We start from the raw sequence: 18,008 nt of genomic DNA, 5'->3' as shown, positions 1-18,008 counted from the left end.
TCCTTTTAAGATACCGCGGTACTTTTTTCCGCTGACGGGTTTTAATCGAATTTTTTAAGCGGAGTGAGACAAGTGTTTGCTTCTGCGTGTAACACCATGCTGTTATCATCTGGAGCGGTACATATTACAGTACCGGCATCGTCACAATCAGCCACATAGGAACAGGCAGAAGAAGGAGTTAAACGGGCATAACCTGGGATAGGTGCCGCTTTATCTGCTCTTAAAGAGCTTGTACCGGCTGCACTTGCTAATGCAAATGCAGCAACTGCCATTGGCAGACCGATTTTTAAAACATTTAATTTCATAATAATATAATTTTATGATTAATGATCTACTCTTTTTTACAGGTTTTCGATCAAATCCCTGCTACTTGGCCAATAGATTGTCTGTATTTATTGTATGATATTTAGAAGTGATCTGTACATCGATTTTATACCGAATGATCTGATTGCCGATCATTACATAAAGCTGGTCGTCGTACACCAAAAACTCTTTGATTTTTTGATCATTCAGATTAATGATAGTAAAACTTAAAAGATAGCTCTTCCGCGAAAGATCATACACATCGATTATGCTTGTTCTTTCCCACATTCTGTCATCTTCGTAGAGACCAGGCACAGCAGAATTAACGAACAGCAGATTCTTGTAAACAGCGCTTCTTTTATTCACGAATAAGGGCGGTTTTGAGAATTTCCGCTGCTTGTGTTTTTTGTCTTTAGCGATGCTTAATTTCGCTTGGGTTATGGTATCTATAGTGTTGCCTCTGCCTATAATCCTCAAATTTTCATCGGCAATTGTAAATTGATTACGGTAAGCATACAGATATACTATTTTATTCATTCCCTTACTGAAGAGCAGCTGCCCATCGGTATCAAATACACCGTCAAACTGCTTCTGCAGGATATCCGGATTTAAAATAGTCTTTTTATTATACCCCGTCTGGATGACTCCCAGTATATTTTCTCCCGTTATTTTACTATTTGTAACTACTGCAATTGAGGATGAATCAACTGCAAGAGCCGTTGTGAAATACTCTCCTTCTTTATATACCATTTGCGCCTTCCAGTCAGTTGTTTTTCCTCTAAAGACACATGGAACAGTCCCGTCTGTTACAAAAAAGTACGGTGCTGCCACACTTACTTTAACCGCCCTAAAGGGCAGATCTTTACAGTTTAAATTAATTATTCCCTGCTGGGTCCGGATTAATTTTTTGTTAAGTATCGTAACACGAAGAGGCGCGGTTAAATTTCCAAGGTAAATATGAGCACTGTCAGCACCGGCAATATAAAAAGAATTAAATTTCAGGTCTGCTATTGCTTCCTGCGTGATGGGCGAATGAGGAAATCGCCTGGTCAGTTTGTTATGATAATGTACGATATTTTCAGAAAGCATAAATAAGACTATCACTATGCTGCTGCCACTTAGGGTTATGATGGAGAACAGCCCTGTCAGCTTAACTGCCTTCAAAAAATGATTGCTCACTTTAAATCTGCTTTTATACAGAACAATTGCAGCTGCGCCAAGACATACAAATACAATGTTAAATAACATATGAGACTTCCAGTCCAGTTTTTCCAGAACACCGCCGCAGGAACAGGGTATAAAAGAGGTATAGTTCAGTATTATAAAAATATAGACCGTAAACATAACCATTAATCCATAGGCAGAGAAAAGTCCTGCCAGCTTGTATCTGGGTAACATCAGCATTATACAAATCAGGAATTCAGTTACCGGTACAAGCACTGCGATCCAGTCCGCAAAAGGACTCAGCAGCGGAGACTGCCCAAGCTGAATTTTGAAATGCTGGAAATCCAATAGCTTGCTTGCTGCGGCATAAACAAACAGCAGCACATACAGCAGGCTGATGATTTCAATTATAGTATTTCTTATTTGAGGTTTGAGATTCATAGCGATCAGTTGGTTAGAATGGGAAACGTGAGATGATTCAAAAAGAACATAAACAAATGTAAATCAACACTTTCACGCAAATCTTATCCAAATCAGGCAAAAATTCTTCCAAAACAGATATAATGCATACTACATTCTAAAATAAAACCGCGCTGTAAATCGGCTAGATTTGCAGCGCGACCGGCATTAAAAATGCAGGCAGTTTAAAACTGCCTGCATTTAAAAAAAGATCAATTCTGCACTACATAAGAACTAAAGCCCCTAACAGCAAAATCAAGGCATAGGTCAAAAGCGGCCTGACTTCTTAACTGCGCCGTTCCTCCCATTAGTATGGAAGATACTTTAGCCTGGTCATTCTTATACTTTCTCACATTCTGAAAATATCCCGTTACGGCATTGTAAGCGCCGAATACCGTTCCTCTAGTGGTATCAGTGAGCTGTGTAGGATGGCTCATTGCATATTCGAAGGCACTATCTACCATATTATTGAAGCAGGCGGATAATTCCTCGTTTCTTCCCTCCTTCAGTTTTTTCAATACTTCCCTGCCTGGTGCCATAGCATGCTGGATTAGCTTTTTAACTTCCTTGTCAGAGATACGGGTCTTTGTCCAATAATTAAAAACCGCTTCAAGACTGCTGGATAAGGTATCTGAAATCCCCATAACTTTATGCGCCTGCTCTAGGCGGTCTTTAGCATTTGAAGTATGACGGATGCGCACCGTATTGGTTTTAGACTGCATCGCAGCATTAAGTGTATTGGCGCATACTATGCGGATAGGCGTAAAAGCTGCCGTAATACTGCCGCTTCCGTCATGCGAGGTAGTCAGGAAAAGATACTTCTCAATCAGATCATCTTTTCCTACTCGGATATAATCAGGAAGCTTTGCTGTGATAAAGATCCTCTCACCGTTGCCCAGCGCGCCAGCGGTCTCATACATTATACCGTCACCGCCTACTATACTGTCAAAAAAAGAAAAAGCATCCCTGTTCTGTACAATATGGTAATCCTTGCCTACTACCCCCAGCACCGTGTCATTATCGGTACGCACGGTACTGCAGTAATCTGGAATATCAAGCCTTCCTGCAGTAATAAAGTCCTGCGTTACAATTGGAGAGGAAGGTGTAAACAGCCTTCTTTTCTCCACTTCAAAATCCAATCCGGCGTGCGCTATTGCTGAAGCGCTTGTCGGGTATTCTTCCACTATCTGCCCAAGATTGTGCCATGCTTTTTCCTTTACACTGAAAAAACTGTGCTTCTGGGTCTGTTCATTATAATAAATATGATGTCCCATGATTTGTGATTTTTAAAGTTAAACATCCAATTAAAAAGGCACCTCCTCCACTGCCTTGTCTTTCCCTTTCTTAACAGCAGTTCTGCTGTTCCCCTCCTGCACACTTGCTGCCTTTTGCTCATCATCACCTTTATCACTGCCTCTTTTTGCAAAAGCAATAATATTTATTGCATTAACATGAAAGTCAATGCTGCCTATCGGATTTCCCTCGCTGTTGATATACACATGCATACCCAGTCTGCCGTTTAAAAGCACCACTGCTCCTTTCTTAACCCACTGCGCTGCTTTCATACTGAGCCAGTAGGAACAATTGATAAATGTTGTCACCTCTTTGTACTCCGAGCTCCCCGCCACCTTATAGCGGTCATTAACCGCTATACTGAAACTCAAAACTTCTTTTTCTCCCGCACGGCGCACTGCCGCATCTGCCGTAACTCTTCCTGTAATTTCCATAACCTTTAAATTTAAAAAATGAATAAATAATTCGTTAACCACGGATCAAAACCTAAGGAATATTTTATGAAATACTCAAGTAATAGATACTGATCCCTGCTTCCTTAAATCCCGCTCCGCCCTTTAAAAAAATTGTTTTCAAAAGAAAAAACGGAAAAAAAGAAAGCACAGATCAAGCGTCAGTTAAAGGATGCGGAGTGCTATAAGTCCCGAAGGGCGGACAAAAGGAAACTGGAGTCCGTTATGCGCATGCAGCAAACGTATGGCGCTATCTTGGCTGCCCTTTTTAGCCGTTTCGAATGAAAACTCATCTATACTAAAAATTTACTTCAGCAAAGCTTATCAAGTCTGCGGCCTTCCGAATCCTGCAAAACATACAAATCTCAAAAAAAAATCAAAGCGCCTGGATGATTTAAGTCAGCGTCAAAGCTCACGGCAAGATGTCCGATTGTATCACAACCGATATCTTGCCACCTACTACCTCGGAACTCGGTGGTGGAGAAACTCAAAAGAGATATCAAAGTGTCCAAAGAAAATCATCATTATTAATCAGAGCTAACTCTAGAATTGATTCCCAGTAATTCATTCCAAATATATTACGATTTAAATTAGCTGATTGAATTGCCATTTTTATTATTTCTTCAATTGAAATAATATTTATGAATGGTCTAATTTTATTTTGAAGAGGTGTAATTACTTTATCACTATTTCTAGAAAATCTTTCTAATAAATGAAGTTTATTATAATGACTCTGTATAATATTAAATAAATTTTCGTCAATTTCTGATCTATTTTCCAAGTAAAATCTCAAACCGAAAGTATCATTTTTGTAATCAATATCTACAAACAAATATTGAGACTTTGGAAGCTCATCCAAATAAAGATTTAAGTAGAGTCTTTTTCCATTTTCTTGCCAAAACCTACTTTTATAACTATTGCAGATTGTACAGCTAGGAAACAGATTAAGTGGATTTACTACGAACTCAGAAAATTCTTCTTTAGGCAAAATATGATCAAATGAATTTATTTCACTTAGAGTACAATTTTGGCAAGTGTTAAGTATTCGGTGTGTACTCGTAGTAGTAATTTCAATTTTGAGAGCCTGAATTAATTTACTTTTATAATTATACAATTTTAACAAATCATTTTTATGATTATCAGGATAAGAATTTGCAACAGTTTTCTCAAGTGAATTACTATCAAAATTTATTTTATAAATATTATATAATTCCTCTACCTCATTTTCCAATGCAACTAAACGAGTTTTAAAATCTGGATCTAGTTTTGTTGCTTTCTTACTATCTACTATAAGTTTATGGAAATCAAATGAATTTATCGTTGTATTGTCTAAATTCCTCATATCCTATTGTGTTTTACTTTTAATATATAATCTGGTATTTAAACTTAAAGGCATCTCATCAAACTGTAGCATATCAACAATTTCTTCAAAAGACATTCCTAAGCCAGCTTTCTCGTCTATAATTTTTTTATACTGTTTAGGAATCTCTCTATTACCAAAAACGTCATCTGTTAAAGTTGACAAATTTTCTCCAAAAGATTCAATTCCAATTCTTCTTACGTCTGGAAGATTTCCATTACGTTCAATTACATAAACATTTTTAGAAAGCAATTCTTGAATTATTAATGGTGAATGAGTTCCAATTATACAATATGACTGAAATTCATTAACTAATTCATATATCGTATTTATTAGTTGAGATATGGCATTAGGATGCAAATGAGTTTCAGGTTCATCATAAAGTATTAAAGAATCCAATCTAATATGTGCTGTAATTTCGGTTATGATGTAAAGCAAAATATTTTGACCTGAACTCAACCTGTCTTTAACTCGATTAAACCCCTCAATATCAACCTCAAACAAATTATAAGGTGACGCTATAAATTCGCGTTTTACTAAAAATTCATTTAAAATTTCTACTTCAATAAAATTAGAAAGTATTGTCCTCCATTTATTCATTCTTTTATTTTCTTCGATTTTTTTCCAAGTATTATGGAATCTCAACAATAACCCTCTTTCGGTAATAAAATCACCTTTCTCATTTTTTAAACCGCAGTACAAATAATTAAATTTAGATGTTTTTTCGGGTATTTTAAATCTGTCAAAAATACTATAGGAAACAGAAATCATCTTACTGAACATTGGGACTCTAGGTGTAAAATATTCCTCATCATTTTTAGATATATTAAGAGGTAAGGAGGTTAATAACTGCGTTTTTCCGGCGCCATTTTTACCAATTATAGCGTAAATCCTATTTGAGAGAATATCATTTGTGCTAAAATCAAAATTAACATAAACCGACTCTTTAGAGTATTTTGGTGTAAATTTATATTTAAAGGAAAATAGATTTTTTAAGTCATAATTATTAATTATATATCTTGCTAATCTTAATGTTCTTTCTGCATCATCATCTCTGATTAATGATTTTTTAAAACCATCAAAATTGTCAAATTTTTCAAGTTTATCGGGATAAAAAGCACAATCTCCAAGTGCATATAGTATATCTTCAAAACTGTAAGGAAAAGCTGTTTTTAAATTATGGTAAAATTCCATATTCTGGCCTAGCGAACAAAACTTGGATGTCAACATTACAAAATTTGAAGGAATTACTTTTATGGTTTCTTGCTCTTCCAAAGACATTATTTTTACAAAACCTATCTCTGTAATAACATCATTTTGTGTGTAATATAAGTCAAATGAGGTTTTATTATAATAATCATCCCAATTAGAATATTTCAGAATAAAATATCCATCTTTTGCATTATCACTTATCCTCTTTTCTCCGGATTTTGCGTTGTAATCAACAAGGAAAACAATTGAATTCTTTTTTACGTCAATTGGAATGTCCTGAACTTCTTCTTTAATATAAACATGATAAACTGGTTTTCCCATTTCATTATAATCAGATAATGCCAATTGCAATCCATCCTTACTAAGAATATTATTAACTTGTATTACATATAATAAAATGTCGTCCTCATCCTTTCTATAAATTGGAGATACAACAGTTTCAATAAATTTTATGAATACGTCATTGTCTTCATATAACCTAAGCCTAACAGTAAATAAATATTCTAAATCCCAGTCGTCATTATTAATCACATGCTGATAGATATCTCCATCTGCAGTTGGATATCTAGAATCTTCAGATGGCATTGTTGAAATATCCCAAATACTTTTTAAGAATTCAAAATTATTATTTGTCCAATTATTGTGTTGGTCGCCAATAAAATCTGTTTGGCTCTTTATAAGCAGATCAAATATTTCTTTTTTATTTTCTTTAGAAATTTCCATAAAGCATTTTACTAATCATTTTGCTAATATAATTCATTTAAAACACTAGAATTGTGTTTTTTTTAATTAGAAAAGAACTTCCAAATTTAAATTTTACTAAGCACGTATATATACCTGATTTCTTGTATTAATGTCTGTCATTAACTCTTAATTTGATAATACACATTACCTTTCCCTTATATTTAATCTAAAAACCTAATATGTACATAGAACAAATTGAAATAGAAAATTTCAGAAATTTTCCCCCTGCCATAAATGGGTGTGGAACTAAAATTCAATTTTCAGAGGGAACTAATGTAATAATTGGCCACAATAACGCTGGAAAAACAAATTTGATAAAGGCTCTTCAATTGGTATTTGACTCAAGAAAAGCAAAAAGCAGACTTACTATAGATGATTTTTGCAAGGAGTATTTAGACTTCTCAAAGCCACCAGAAATTAATATAACCATTGTTATTAGAGAACAAAAAGGCGAAAGCCCAGATGACAAAGTTGTGGTGTATGATTGGATTACAAATCCAGATGAGTTATATGAAGCCAAATTAACTTTCTCTTTCTTTCTTCCTCAAGGTGATGATTACAAAGATTATTGTTTAGAAATTGAAAGATTTAAAACCGATAGTGGCTATAATTCAGAAAAATCTTGGCGATTTATAAAAAAATATTTCTTCTCAAAATATGTTGCTCGTGTTTATGGCGGAAATCCTCAAAACAAAGAAAATGCTGACCATGAAATGCTTGAGAAATTTGATTTTCAATTTTTAGATGCTATAAGAGATGCTGAAAAAGAAATGTTTTTTGGGCATAATACAATTCTAAAAGAAGTACTCAATTATTTTCTTGATTTTGATATTACGGATGGAAAGAAATTAAAAGATTTATCGAAAGTAGCTAAAGAAAATTTAAAACAGAAAGAGAACAATTTTGAAACGACATCTGAATCCCTTTTTTCGCAATTAAAAGAACGAATCTCAAAAGATAATATATTAAAATATTCAGAAGAAACTGGAGCAAATAAAGGAGGAACACCTGATTTTGATGTACATGTAAGCGAAGACGATTTACTTTTTGCTCTTAGGTTAATAGTAAAAATTGGAGAAATTAATGTTCCTATTAGCAATAATGGACTAGGATATAACAATTTACTTTACACTGCTTTAATTTTGGCAAAAATGCAAATTGAAAGTCAAAGTAGTTATTATGGCGAAAATGCGAAAGTGTTTCCAATTTTGGCGATTGAAGAACCAGAAGCACATTTACACCCATCAATGCAATTTAAATTTTTAAAATTCCTTAAAGACAATATTGACAAAGATGGAAAAGTTAGACAGTTATTTGTCACTACACATTCTACTCATGTTACATCTGCTGCTGATTTAGATAATATCATTTGTTTGTACAAAGGACTATCTGGTGAATTCAAAGTAGGCTATCCTGGAAAAGCATTTGGAGAAAATAGCGATTCAAAAAATTATGTCAAAAGATTTTTAGACGCAACTAAGTCAAATATGTTGTTTGCAGATAAAGTAATTTTTGTAGAAGGACTAGCAGAGCAAATTTTATTACCTGCAATGTCTGCTTACAAATTCTTTAACGAAGAAAAAAAAATCACAAATGAGGACGAGATAATTAATCAACATATATCAATAATTTCTGTAGACAGTAGGACATTTAAACATTTTTTAAATCTTTATTCACACTCAGACTGTAATGATTCTGCAATTCAAAAAAAAGTCGTGTGCATCACAGATGCTGATCCAGAAGAAAAAGGAAATGATAATAAATGGAGAGGGTGTTTTCCATTCCAATTAAAAAAGAATTCAAATTTCAAATATTTAGCAACTCATGTTACAGATATGAAGAATGACTATGAATCAAAATTTGAAAATATAAGAGTATATCACCCTGAAGATGGAATGGGGAAAACACTAGAGTATGAGTTAGCAAGGTATAATCCAGCTAGTGAATTGCTTATAACAGAATGTTTTCCATCTAGCAATAGTCCACATACGAGTGCAAACTTTAAAATTTTGCAAGATGAAGTTTCAAAAAACGACAAAGACTACCGTAATTTACTAGCAAAGTATAAGTCAATATTGACAACTGCTGACCAAAGTAAAAAATATGAAATATTAGAGACTAATATAATAGAAAGTCAGTATCAAGATGATGATAAATCAAAAGCAATTATTTCCGCAATATATTATAATGTTGTAAAAAAACTTAAAGGAGAACACGCTCTTTATTTAGAAAAGAATCTTCGTAAAGATTTATTAAGTGAATCACCGACATTTATTGTTCCAGATTATATTGAAAATGCTATTAATGAAATATTAAAATAAGACATGGCAACAATACATGAATTACCCCCAATATTAGAAAAAATTGATATTCCTTTCAAAATATCTGCTGGACCAGGTGCTGGTAAAACAACATGGTTAGTAAGTCATGTCCAAAATGTCCTGAAAAATTCTTCAAATTTAGGTAAAACTCAAAAAGTTGCTTGTATTACATACACTAGAATGGGCGCTGATAATGTAGATAAGAAGGTAAAAAAACTTACAGGTACAAATAGATTAGATATTGGTACAATTCATAGTTTTTTATACCGAAATGTAATAAAACCATTTGCTTATTTGATTTCATATGATGAAGAGGGAAATGAATTGTTTTGTGTTGAAGAACTAAGCGGGCATACTGAACATAGACCTAGTTTTGATAGAATTAGTAGCTGGATCAATCGAATCGGCAATAAATATATCTATTTATATGATCAGAAAAAGGCAGATAGTAAAGGATATACAAATTTAGCGATGACATGTAAATTACTACAAGAATTCGAATGGGTACTTTCTGGAAATCAATTAAAAGGAAAACTAAGAAAAAATAATTATAGTAATTTAAAATTTCCCTCTTCAAAACTGTATGAATACAAACAAGCTTGCTGGAGTAAAGGAATTATGCACCATGAAGATGTGTTATACTTTACTCATTATATTTTTAATAAAAGTCCAAGGGTCATAGAATTTATAAGTAATAAATTCCCATATCTTTTTTTAGATGAATTTCAAGACACAAATCCTTTACAGACTTGGATAATTTCTGAAATTGCAAAAAAAGGGAGTACGATTGGGGTAATCGGGGATCCCGCTCAATCTATTTTTGAGTTCGCAGGTGCCCGACGTAAAGATTTTCATGATTTTCATCTACCAGAGATACAACATTTCAAAAAATCGCATAATTACCGTAGTACTATAAAAATAATTGACTTTTTAAAAAAATTACGAAATGACATTGAGCAAAAGCCAAAGGATGATGCAAAATTAGGTGAAGAAGTAGTTATTATTGTTTCTGATGCAGAATATGCAATTTCATATGTTGAAGGCTTAAACAATGAAGATTTTGTTATATTATGCCGTTCAAATAATGACATTAATAAGTTAAAGTCTTTTTTCAAATATAGTGAAGGTTCCAATTTGATAAATCTACTTTACACACAGGATAATGTCTACAAAAGATCTATGTTTATTCACTCATTAATTAAAGCTTACGACTTTAATGAAAATCTAGAATTTAAAGAAGCAATTAAAGAAATTAAAAAATACTTTAAAACAAACATCATAATAGATGGTTTCGAAAAAAGAAAGCTAGTGATTGAAATAATTGACTATTTAAAAAATAATTCAGATTCAACTATTGAAGACATTTACAAATATTTGCATCCAATAGTTAAAAGATATTCAATCGGCTTACCTGGTTTGCAAAAAGTAAAAGACGTTCATAAATCACCTTTTAAAGATTTTCTACCATTTCTTTCTAAGCAAACAAAAATTAGTAGTAAAATTAGAACTATCCACCAATCAAAGGGCGGTGAGTTTACGCATGTGTTATTGTACTTAAATGATAAAATAGATAAAAATGGAGATATTAGAAAAAAACTAGAAAATATTTTAGAAGATTATATATTTAATGCTAAATCAAATATTGTTCTTGATTCAGAAATTGGTGAAGAAACTCGTTTAGTATATGTTGCTTGTAGCAGAGCACAGGCAAGGTTGTTTATTAATGTTCCAAGATTGTCACAAGAGGAAGAAATTAAAATGAATAAATTTGGAATAAAAGTTGAAAGAAAATAAACTTGCAAAAAATGTTTGTTATTAGAAATTAAGAATTTTACGCTATGTTTAATGGTTATAATAATATGAGTGGATTTAAATTGATTGCAATAAGACCATTAATTGGTTGTGATAGAAAGTTCTTGAAGAATTTAAAAGAATGTCAGATTTATAAATTCTATAATGACTTTCAATTTTTAGATAAAGATGGTTTATCTATTAATAACTTAAATTTCGTCAAAAGTTTAGAAAATAAAATTTTCAGTAATGAGGTTGACAAAATTGAATATGATTCAGTAGTTCCTGAGGGTTTGTACAATTTAAATTCAATAAATTCAAACACTATAGATGTTAATATCTCTGCTATAGTTGGAAAAAATGGAAGTGGAAAAAGTACAATTGTTGAACTTTTTAGTCTCTTTATATTTTGCTTATCAAACCAGCTGGATTTAATTAATATTGAAAAGTTTAAAAAAAATCACAATTTAAATCATGAAGATATAAAAAGGCTAGAAACTGAACTAAATAGTTTTGAATCATTTAATTGCGAATTATATTACTTTCTTGAAAAGAAAATTTATTGTATTACTAAAGATGGTAATATATTTAGTCTGAGAACATTTGAAGCTTCTGAAGAAAGTAACAAAAAACAATTTGAATTAATTTCGGACAGCAATATTGATCTATCAAAAAAACTCAATGAGATTGAAAAAATAGATTTTCTTAGAGATTCATTTTTTTATTCAATACTAGCTAATTATTCCTTGTATGGTTTAAATACAAATGAAATAGGTATTTGGTTAAAATCAATTTTTCATAAAAATGATGGTTATCAAACACCGATTGTTTTAAATCCAATGCGAACTGAAGGTTTGATTGATATTAATAGATTAACATATTTATCAAAATCACGTTTATTAACAAATCTTTTTAGAAAATTAGAAGATGAACAAAAAGAAGAAGATAGTTTAAGAAATTTAGTTAACAATAAGATCGTAAATAAATTAATATTAAAATTAGACTTAAATAAATTTAAAGTTGTTGAAGACGGAAATTTAAAAACTGACCAGATTCCTAAATACTTATTAAAAATAGATGAAAAATATATTTATCTTGAATATACAGAAAAATATAAAGAGAATCACTTATCTATACTAATTAGTGCTTTTTTTCCCAAGTATCCTAGCTTAGATATAATAGATTCTAGCTTAAAAAAAATAAGCATTGAGTATATTCTGCGAAAAGCATTTGATATTATAAAGACATACCCAGAATATAAAAATTATTCTAAAAGAGTTTTTAGAACAAATTCCATAAAAGACGTAATAAAAGAATGTTTTGATAAACTAGCCACAGATTATACGCATAGCACCTTTAAAATAAGGCAGGCCATAAATTTCTTGATTCATAATTTTTATGACTTGTCTTCATCAATAAATAAAGAATATCTTCTTTCTACTAAAAACAAAAAAGGTATTACGGATATTATTAATGAAAATATTGAGAATTTTATAGCTAAGGATAAAGTAAAATTAGATCAAAATTTCAAGATAAATAATGATATCGATTATGAATATAACATGGAAATCATCTATAAGAAGCATTACCTTATTAATTATTTACCGCCTTCTTTTTTTGAAATTGATTTTGAATTTAATGAAAATGGATTTTTTAAAGATTTAAGTTCTGGAGAAAAACAGATGATTTACAGTATCAACTCGATTATCTATCATTTATTAAATTTAAAATCTATAGAATCAGAAGAAAGAATAACATATAAATATTTCAACATTGTTTTAGATGAAATTGAAATATGTTTTCATCCTGAATTTCAGAGAATTTTTACATACGAGTTATTAAGATCAATTAACTCAACAAATATGCTCCTTGATGGTGTAAATATTGTTTTTTTAACACATTCTCCTTTTATTTTATCTGATATTCCATCAGCCAACATATTGCATTTAGATAATGGAAACATTCTCAAATCAGGTCAAGAAACATTTGGTTCAAATATACATGATCTTCTAGCTAATGATTTCTTCCTTGAAAATGGTTTTATGGGAGAGTTTACTAAAAATGAAATAAATAAAGCAATCGAACATTTGAATGTTCTAAAAATATCTAATAATATTCAATCTTTAGAAACCGAAATTAGGAATTCAACATCTAAATCTAAACAAGAACAGCTTCAAAAAAAATTAAAAAGTATTGACATTATTAAAAATAATAGGCTTTTAAATTTAACTAATCTCCTAGATTCAAAGTATAATAGCGAGTATTGTAGGAAATTAATTGAATTAGTAGGAGAACCCCTGCTAGCAAGTAGTTTAATGGAACTGTATGTTCAGGCATATCCGTCTGAGAAAGATGATTTTATTCAATATCAAATTGAAAGACTTATAAAATTGAAAGGATAATGATAGCAATACATATTAATAAAGTTAAGGTTGTTCAAAAACAATTTTTATCTGAAATCGAAAATCAAAGAATAAAGGCTCTTAAAAATCTAAATTCTTTAAATGTTGCCACAGTTGCAGGATCTGACAAAACTTATCTTGAAAGTGTAATATCACTTTTTCATGTAAATTCAGATATTTTATTATGGGATTCAGCTAAACTATCTAATGTAAAAACTTCACTTGGTAATGTGCCACTTGTTACTAAAAATTATAAAGGAGTAGCTAAACAAGTAAAAAGTGACATAAAAAATAAAATTTTAAAAGCACTAGGTTACACCGAACTAAGAAGTAAATTTTATCCCAAATATTTTAAAGAAATAGGAATTAAAGCTTGTGTTTATTGTAATTCTCAATTAACAATATCAGCTATCAAAAATTCCAAAAATGAATACTCTGCAAAATTTGATGTTGATCATTATCATTCTAAAGACGACTACCCTTTTTTAAGTATCTGTTTATTCAATTTATATCCAGCTTGCGCATCTTGTAATAGATTAAAAAGTACGAACATAGTTGAATTTGATTTGTATTCTAATGAATTAAATAAAACTACAAGTTCAGAATATAAATTTAAGCTAGACGCGTACTCTAAAGCAAAATATTTAACAACTAAAGATTCAGATGTAATTAACTTTACTTTTGTAGAACCGGTTTACTTATTAGGCGGAAAAGCATTTAATGAATTATTTCATATTGAAGGAATATACAAAACACAAAATGACCTAATTGAAGAATTAATAATTAAAAGTCAAATTTACAATAAAGCTTATTTAAAAACACTAAAATCTAATTTCAGTAAGTTATCATTACATCCTGAATTGTTTAAAAGAACTTTAGTCGGCAATTATACAGAAGATAAAGATTTGCATAAAAGGCCTATGAGTAAATTAATGATGGATATTGCTAAAGATCTTGGATTAGTTAAATAAAATGTATTGGTATTATTACATAAAAAAATAAGACTTCCAAATTATGATATTACAAAATAAAAAAAATATACTACCAAAGCAATACTGTATACGTGAAGTTTTAAACCGAATTTAAAAGACATAAATATGTATTTAACTATTGAGCAATCGAAGAAGTTGTTTGAAGAATTTTTTGAAAATATAAAAATAGATTATACTGAAAAATTCGAATTCCTCTCCAAGCTTATAGAAGGCGATGATTGGTCTTTCGTCATAAAATCTCATGCGCTTATCGAATCTTTAGTAACCGAATTAATTGTAGCAAAAATTTCAGAAATTGAACTAAAAAAAGTCATAGAAAGAATGCCATTGCATGGAGAAACTGTTAGTAAAGTTTCAATACTTAAAATTTACCAATTAGTTACTCCAGAAGAAATAAAATTTATTTGCAAGCTTTCAGAAATTAGAAATAGTATTGTCCACAAATATGAAAATATTGACTTCACATTTGAAAGATATGTATCAACATTAAATACTGAAAATAAAAAGAATTGGAAAAAACTACTAACTAATGAAAATATAGATAGAGACAAAATGGAAAAGTTAATTTTAGAACAGCCAATGATGGCAGTTTGGTTTAACCTTTTCTATTTTATTATTCATTCGTTAAGTACGATAAATGAAATTAAAAATATTAAACGATTACACGACGAAGCAGAAATAACAACAAAAGAATTTCTTAAAATAATAAAGGAACACGAATAAAGTAATCATATAATAAATCAGGAGTATGGAAATTTAAAGCTTTAATCCATGTCAACGTTTACCTAAAACTACACTTTTCAAAATTCTACAACATTAGTAAATGCAAAACATTTGCTACAATTATACTAACTTTCAATAATTTAGAATGAAGCACATAAAAAGAAATTTTCTTTTTCATACACAATTGAAAAAAGATAATGTAATAACAGGAGAATTAGAAAATGTAGAAATGAGTAAAATCGACCAAAATTTTCTTAAGAAAAATTCAAAAGATAAATTTGTTGTCATAACCACAGATTCAGATGAAAAAATCTTTAGTTTTATTTATAATGATAATGGGAATCAATGTATGATTCCGGTTCCTGATTTTTCATTGGTTAATTTCAATTTCGCCTATAATCTTAACATACAGCGAAAAGAACTACGTAAAAGTTTGGTTAAAAATCTATCTAATATTTCAAGCGCCAGTGAAATTAGTTTTAATTTCGCTTACGATTACCATGGGACTGCAAGCGCATGTATAATTAGTTTATTTACATCTATTGAATGTTTTATTAATGATATAATACCGGAAGAATTTGAATATAAAATTGATAGTGACAAAAAAACAGAGATTTATAATAAAAGTCAAATTCAATACTCAATTTCATTTAATGATAAATTAACAAAAGTATTACCACTGGCATTAGGAGTAAATTTCTTCTCAAAACCAAGTCCAACAAATGCTCATATTCATAACCTTAGAAATCTTAGAAATGAAATCATTCATACAAAGTCAGATATAACAGGACAAAATCATGTAGAAATTTTAAAAAAACTTTTAAACTTTAAATATGAGGAAACTTTTAATGCAACATTTAAATTATTAAATTTTTATAAAGAAGGATTTATTGAAGAATGTCCTTGTAATGATTCGTGGTAATTAACAACAACGACTATTTATTAATCTACAACGAACACAAACTAAAAATTAATTATATATCAATTTTGATCCACCTATTTTACTCTTAAAAAATAATATGAGTTTAATTTTATATAATCAGAAACTTAAACTATGAAAAAGAGCATAACTATTCCTGACGCAATGGAAAAGGCAATGAATGATTTTTTGGATAATCCTGATATAATTTTCGCTGACGATACAGAACATTTAAAATTTCGATATGGTGCTTTTGATAAATTGAAAGACTGGAAAAAAAACCGGAATTGTATAGTTAAAAATTGTAGCAATATTAGCATTGAAAGATCACATACAATACAAAAAGCGGGATCAATTAAGCAAATTGCTGAAAAAGGTTATGTTTTGAGTCCAGCTTTTAATTACAAAACGGAAAAAATTGAATTAAAAAAAATCGGAATTAATGAAGCTTCGACATTTCCTGGCTATTGTAATCTTCACGAAAACTTATTTAATAATTTTGAGCAAGCCAAAGATTTAAAAACAGATGAAGATTTTGGGCTTCAATTATATAGGACTGTATGTAGAGAAATAATAATAAATAAAAATCACCTCAAACGATTTGATTCCCTTGTTTCCAGCTACAAGATTTTTCGAGATAAGAAAATACAAGAGACCACAATTGCAAAATTAGATCATAATATTTTTGAATCATCTCCAATAAAAATAAAAAAAATTTCCATAGAGAGTTTCGACTATCGGCTAAAAGCTGTCTCGGAACGTAGAAAAGAGATTATAAGATATCTTAATGAATTTCTATATATTTATCATAATGCAATTCTTCACGATCTACAAAAGAAAAAATTTGGAAAAATTGCATTTATAGGAATGCATTTTGATGTACAAATTCCAGTCGCAATAGCTGGGAGGGGAAATTTCATAATAAATCTGAGAACAAAAAGAAAAAATATCGAAGTAATATTCAATGTATTACCATATGAAGATAAGACATATATAATTATATCGAGCCTAAAAAAAAACTCTAAACAGTTAAGCAACTATATGTCATATTTTGCATGGAATTCATTACAAGTAATAAACATGATTGAAAGTTGGATGATTCATGGCACTGACCATTGGTTTTTAAAACCAAGTGTGTGGAATTCCTTAAATTTTAATCTTCAAAGAAAAATTTTAGACAAATCTAATGACTTCAAATATAATATTGGAAATGAATTAGAATATACTATTTTCAAAGAAATTAAGATGGAAGTTATTCAGGAAATGGAAAATAATTATGAAAAACTAACTCAACCTCTAATTGATTTACTACAGAAGGAAAAAATAAAATTTGATCTTTAAATTAAAAATATTTGCAATAGATTTGGTTTCAAATAAAATTTAAATTTTTCAAATCATCTAAAAAATGGTTCGAAAATTGTCCCGTTAGGGCTACTAGGAAGTGCTTCGTACAAATTTTGAGCTTCTTAATTAAAAATGTGTTCTGTAGAACTAAAAAACGCTATAAAAGTGGATTTTTAATTTTTTCTAGTAGCGGGAACAGTACTCGACCCAAAATATTTTCAAACAGCTCCTCTGTCCATCTCTTATAAAATTATTTAAGAAAGAATCTTAAAGTAATCCGTTCATTCAAATCAACTGATCACTCTAAGCAACCTCCCCATAACCGGCCAAAATCAAAATAAAACTAACTAACTAACTAACTAACTAACTAACTAACTAACTAACTAACTAACTAACTAACTAACTAACTAACTAACTAACTAACTAACTAACTAACTAACTAACTAACTAACTAACTAACTAACTAACTAACTAACTAACTAACTAACGTACTTGGACTACAGCTACATACATACCTAATCAACCTCAT

General features: G+C 30.1%; 13 protein-coding genes. 7 read left to right on the top strand and 6 right to left on the bottom strand.

Translation table 11 applies throughout. The annotated features are described in order from the left end of the window. Positions 1–41: 41 nt before the first annotated feature. The 6 genes from FLP_RS10690 to FLP_RS10665 form a co-directional block, all read right to left on the bottom strand. On the bottom strand, positions 42–305 hold the full coding sequence (locus FLP_RS10690; protein WP_065449512.1) for a hypothetical protein: 264 nt from the start codon (positions 303–305) through the stop codon (positions 42–44). 61 nt (positions 306–366) lie between these two features. After that, positions 367–1,908: a MauE/DoxX family redox-associated membrane protein gene (locus tag FLP_RS10685; protein ID WP_065449511.1), complete on the bottom strand. Its 1,542-nt coding sequence runs from the start codon at positions 1,906–1,908 to the stop codon at positions 367–369. Positions 1,909–2,138: 230 nt separating this feature from the next. Continuing rightward, positions 2,139–3,200: a DUF932 domain-containing protein gene (locus tag FLP_RS10680; RefSeq protein ID WP_065449510.1), complete on the bottom strand. Its 1,062-nt coding sequence runs from the start codon at positions 3,198–3,200 to the stop codon at positions 2,139–2,141. 30 nt (positions 3,201–3,230) lie between these two features. After that, positions 3,231–3,653 carry a single-stranded DNA-binding protein gene (locus FLP_RS10675; protein ID WP_065449509.1) on the bottom strand — a complete coding sequence of 141 codons (423 nt, stop codon included), beginning with the start codon at positions 3,651–3,653 and terminating at the stop codon, positions 3,231–3,233. Between the two features lie 517 nt (positions 3,654–4,170). Next, positions 4,171–5,013, bottom strand: coding sequence for a hypothetical protein (locus FLP_RS10670; RefSeq protein ID WP_065449508.1), 843 nt, complete (start codon positions 5,011–5,013; stop codon positions 4,171–4,173). A 3-nt stretch (positions 5,014–5,016) separates the two neighbouring features. Then, positions 5,017–6,966 carry an AbiJ-related protein gene (locus FLP_RS10665; RefSeq protein ID WP_083195843.1) on the bottom strand — a complete coding sequence of 650 codons (1,950 nt, stop codon included), beginning with the start codon at positions 6,964–6,966 and terminating at the stop codon, positions 5,017–5,019. A 200-nt stretch (positions 6,967–7,166) separates the two neighbouring features. Here FLP_RS10665 and FLP_RS10660 point away from each other — a divergent pair, with 200 nt between their 5' ends. From FLP_RS10660 to FLP_RS10630, 7 genes are all read left to right on the top strand, one after another. Next, on the top strand, positions 7,167–9,308 hold the full coding sequence (locus FLP_RS10660; protein WP_065449507.1) for an ATP-dependent nuclease: 2,142 nt from the start codon (positions 7,167–7,169) through the stop codon (positions 9,306–9,308). A gap of 3 nt (positions 9,309–9,311) precedes the next feature. Beyond that, complete coding sequence (locus FLP_RS10655) at positions 9,312–11,102, top strand: UvrD-helicase domain-containing protein (RefSeq protein ID WP_065449506.1); 1,791 nt, start codon at positions 9,312–9,314, stop codon at positions 11,100–11,102. Positions 11,103–11,167: 65 nt separating this feature from the next. Beyond that, complete coding sequence (locus FLP_RS10650) at positions 11,168–13,501, top strand: AAA family ATPase (RefSeq protein WP_165606664.1); 2,334 nt, start codon at positions 11,168–11,170, stop codon at positions 13,499–13,501. Then, positions 13,501–14,472, top strand: a complete 972-nt coding sequence (locus tag FLP_RS10645; protein ID WP_065449504.1) for a hypothetical protein — start codon at positions 13,501–13,503, stop codon at positions 14,470–14,472. The genes FLP_RS10650 and FLP_RS10645 overlap by 1 nt, the downstream gene beginning before the upstream one ends. A gap of 126 nt (positions 14,473–14,598) precedes the next feature. Further along, positions 14,599–15,216 carry a hypothetical protein gene (locus tag FLP_RS10640; protein WP_065449503.1) on the top strand — a complete coding sequence of 206 codons (618 nt, stop codon included), beginning with the start codon at positions 14,599–14,601 and terminating at the stop codon, positions 15,214–15,216. Positions 15,217–15,361: 145 nt separating this feature from the next. After that, positions 15,362–16,138 (top strand): hypothetical protein, encoded by a 777-nt coding sequence (locus tag FLP_RS10635; RefSeq protein ID WP_065449502.1) that lies wholly within the window; start codon positions 15,362–15,364, stop codon positions 16,136–16,138. 132 nt (positions 16,139–16,270) lie between these two features. Next, positions 16,271–17,476 carry a hypothetical protein gene (locus tag FLP_RS10630; RefSeq protein WP_065449501.1) on the top strand — a complete coding sequence of 402 codons (1,206 nt, stop codon included), beginning with the start codon at positions 16,271–16,273 and terminating at the stop codon, positions 17,474–17,476. The last annotated feature ends 532 nt before the right edge of the window (positions 17,477–18,008 follow it).

Origin of the sequence: Flavobacterium piscis, assembly GCF_001686925.1 — a bacterium.
GTDB classification, from domain to species: Bacteria; Bacteroidota; Bacteroidia; order Flavobacteriales; family Flavobacteriaceae; genus Flavobacterium; species Flavobacterium piscis.
This window is presented reverse-complemented; position numbering and strand designations above follow the sequence as displayed.

Excerpts from the sequence above, each read along its gene's own strand:
- FLP_RS10635 (WP_065449502.1), top strand. The coding sequence starts at position 15,362 with ATGAAGCACATAAAAAGAAATTTTCTTTTTCATACACAATTGAAAAAA.
- FLP_RS10630 (WP_065449501.1), top strand. The coding sequence starts at position 16,271 with ATGAAAAAGAGCATAACTATTCCTGACGCAATGGAAAAGGCAATGAAT.
- FLP_RS10640 (WP_065449503.1), top strand. The coding sequence starts at position 14,599 with ATGTATTTAACTATTGAGCAATCGAAGAAGTTGTTTGAAGAATTTTTT.
- FLP_RS10650 (WP_165606664.1), top strand. The coding sequence starts at position 11,168 with ATGAGTGGATTTAAATTGATTGCAATAAGACCATTAATTGGTTGTGAT.
- FLP_RS10670 (WP_065449508.1), bottom strand. The coding sequence starts at position 5,013 with ATGAGGAATTTAGACAATACAACGATAAATTCATTTGATTTCCATAAA.
- FLP_RS10645 (WP_065449504.1), top strand. The coding sequence starts at position 13,501 with ATGATAGCAATACATATTAATAAAGTTAAGGTTGTTCAAAAACAATTT.
- FLP_RS10655 (WP_065449506.1), top strand. The coding sequence starts at position 9,312 with ATGGCAACAATACATGAATTACCCCCAATATTAGAAAAAATTGATATT.
- FLP_RS10665 (WP_083195843.1), bottom strand. The coding sequence starts at position 6,966 with ATGGAAATTTCTAAAGAAAATAAAAAAGAAATATTTGATCTGCTTATA.
- FLP_RS10675 (WP_065449509.1), bottom strand. The coding sequence starts at position 3,653 with ATGGAAATTACAGGAAGAGTTACGGCAGATGCGGCAGTGCGCCGTGCG.
- FLP_RS10690 (WP_065449512.1), bottom strand. The coding sequence starts at position 305 with ATGAAATTAAATGTTTTAAAAATCGGTCTGCCAATGGCAGTTGCTGCA.
- FLP_RS10680 (WP_065449510.1), bottom strand. The coding sequence starts at position 3,200 with ATGGGACATCATATTTATTATAATGAACAGACCCAGAAGCACAGTTTT.
- FLP_RS10660 (WP_065449507.1), top strand. The coding sequence starts at position 7,167 with ATGTACATAGAACAAATTGAAATAGAAAATTTCAGAAATTTTCCCCCT.
- FLP_RS10685 (WP_065449511.1), bottom strand. The coding sequence starts at position 1,908 with ATGAATCTCAAACCTCAAATAAGAAATACTATAATTGAAATCATCAGC.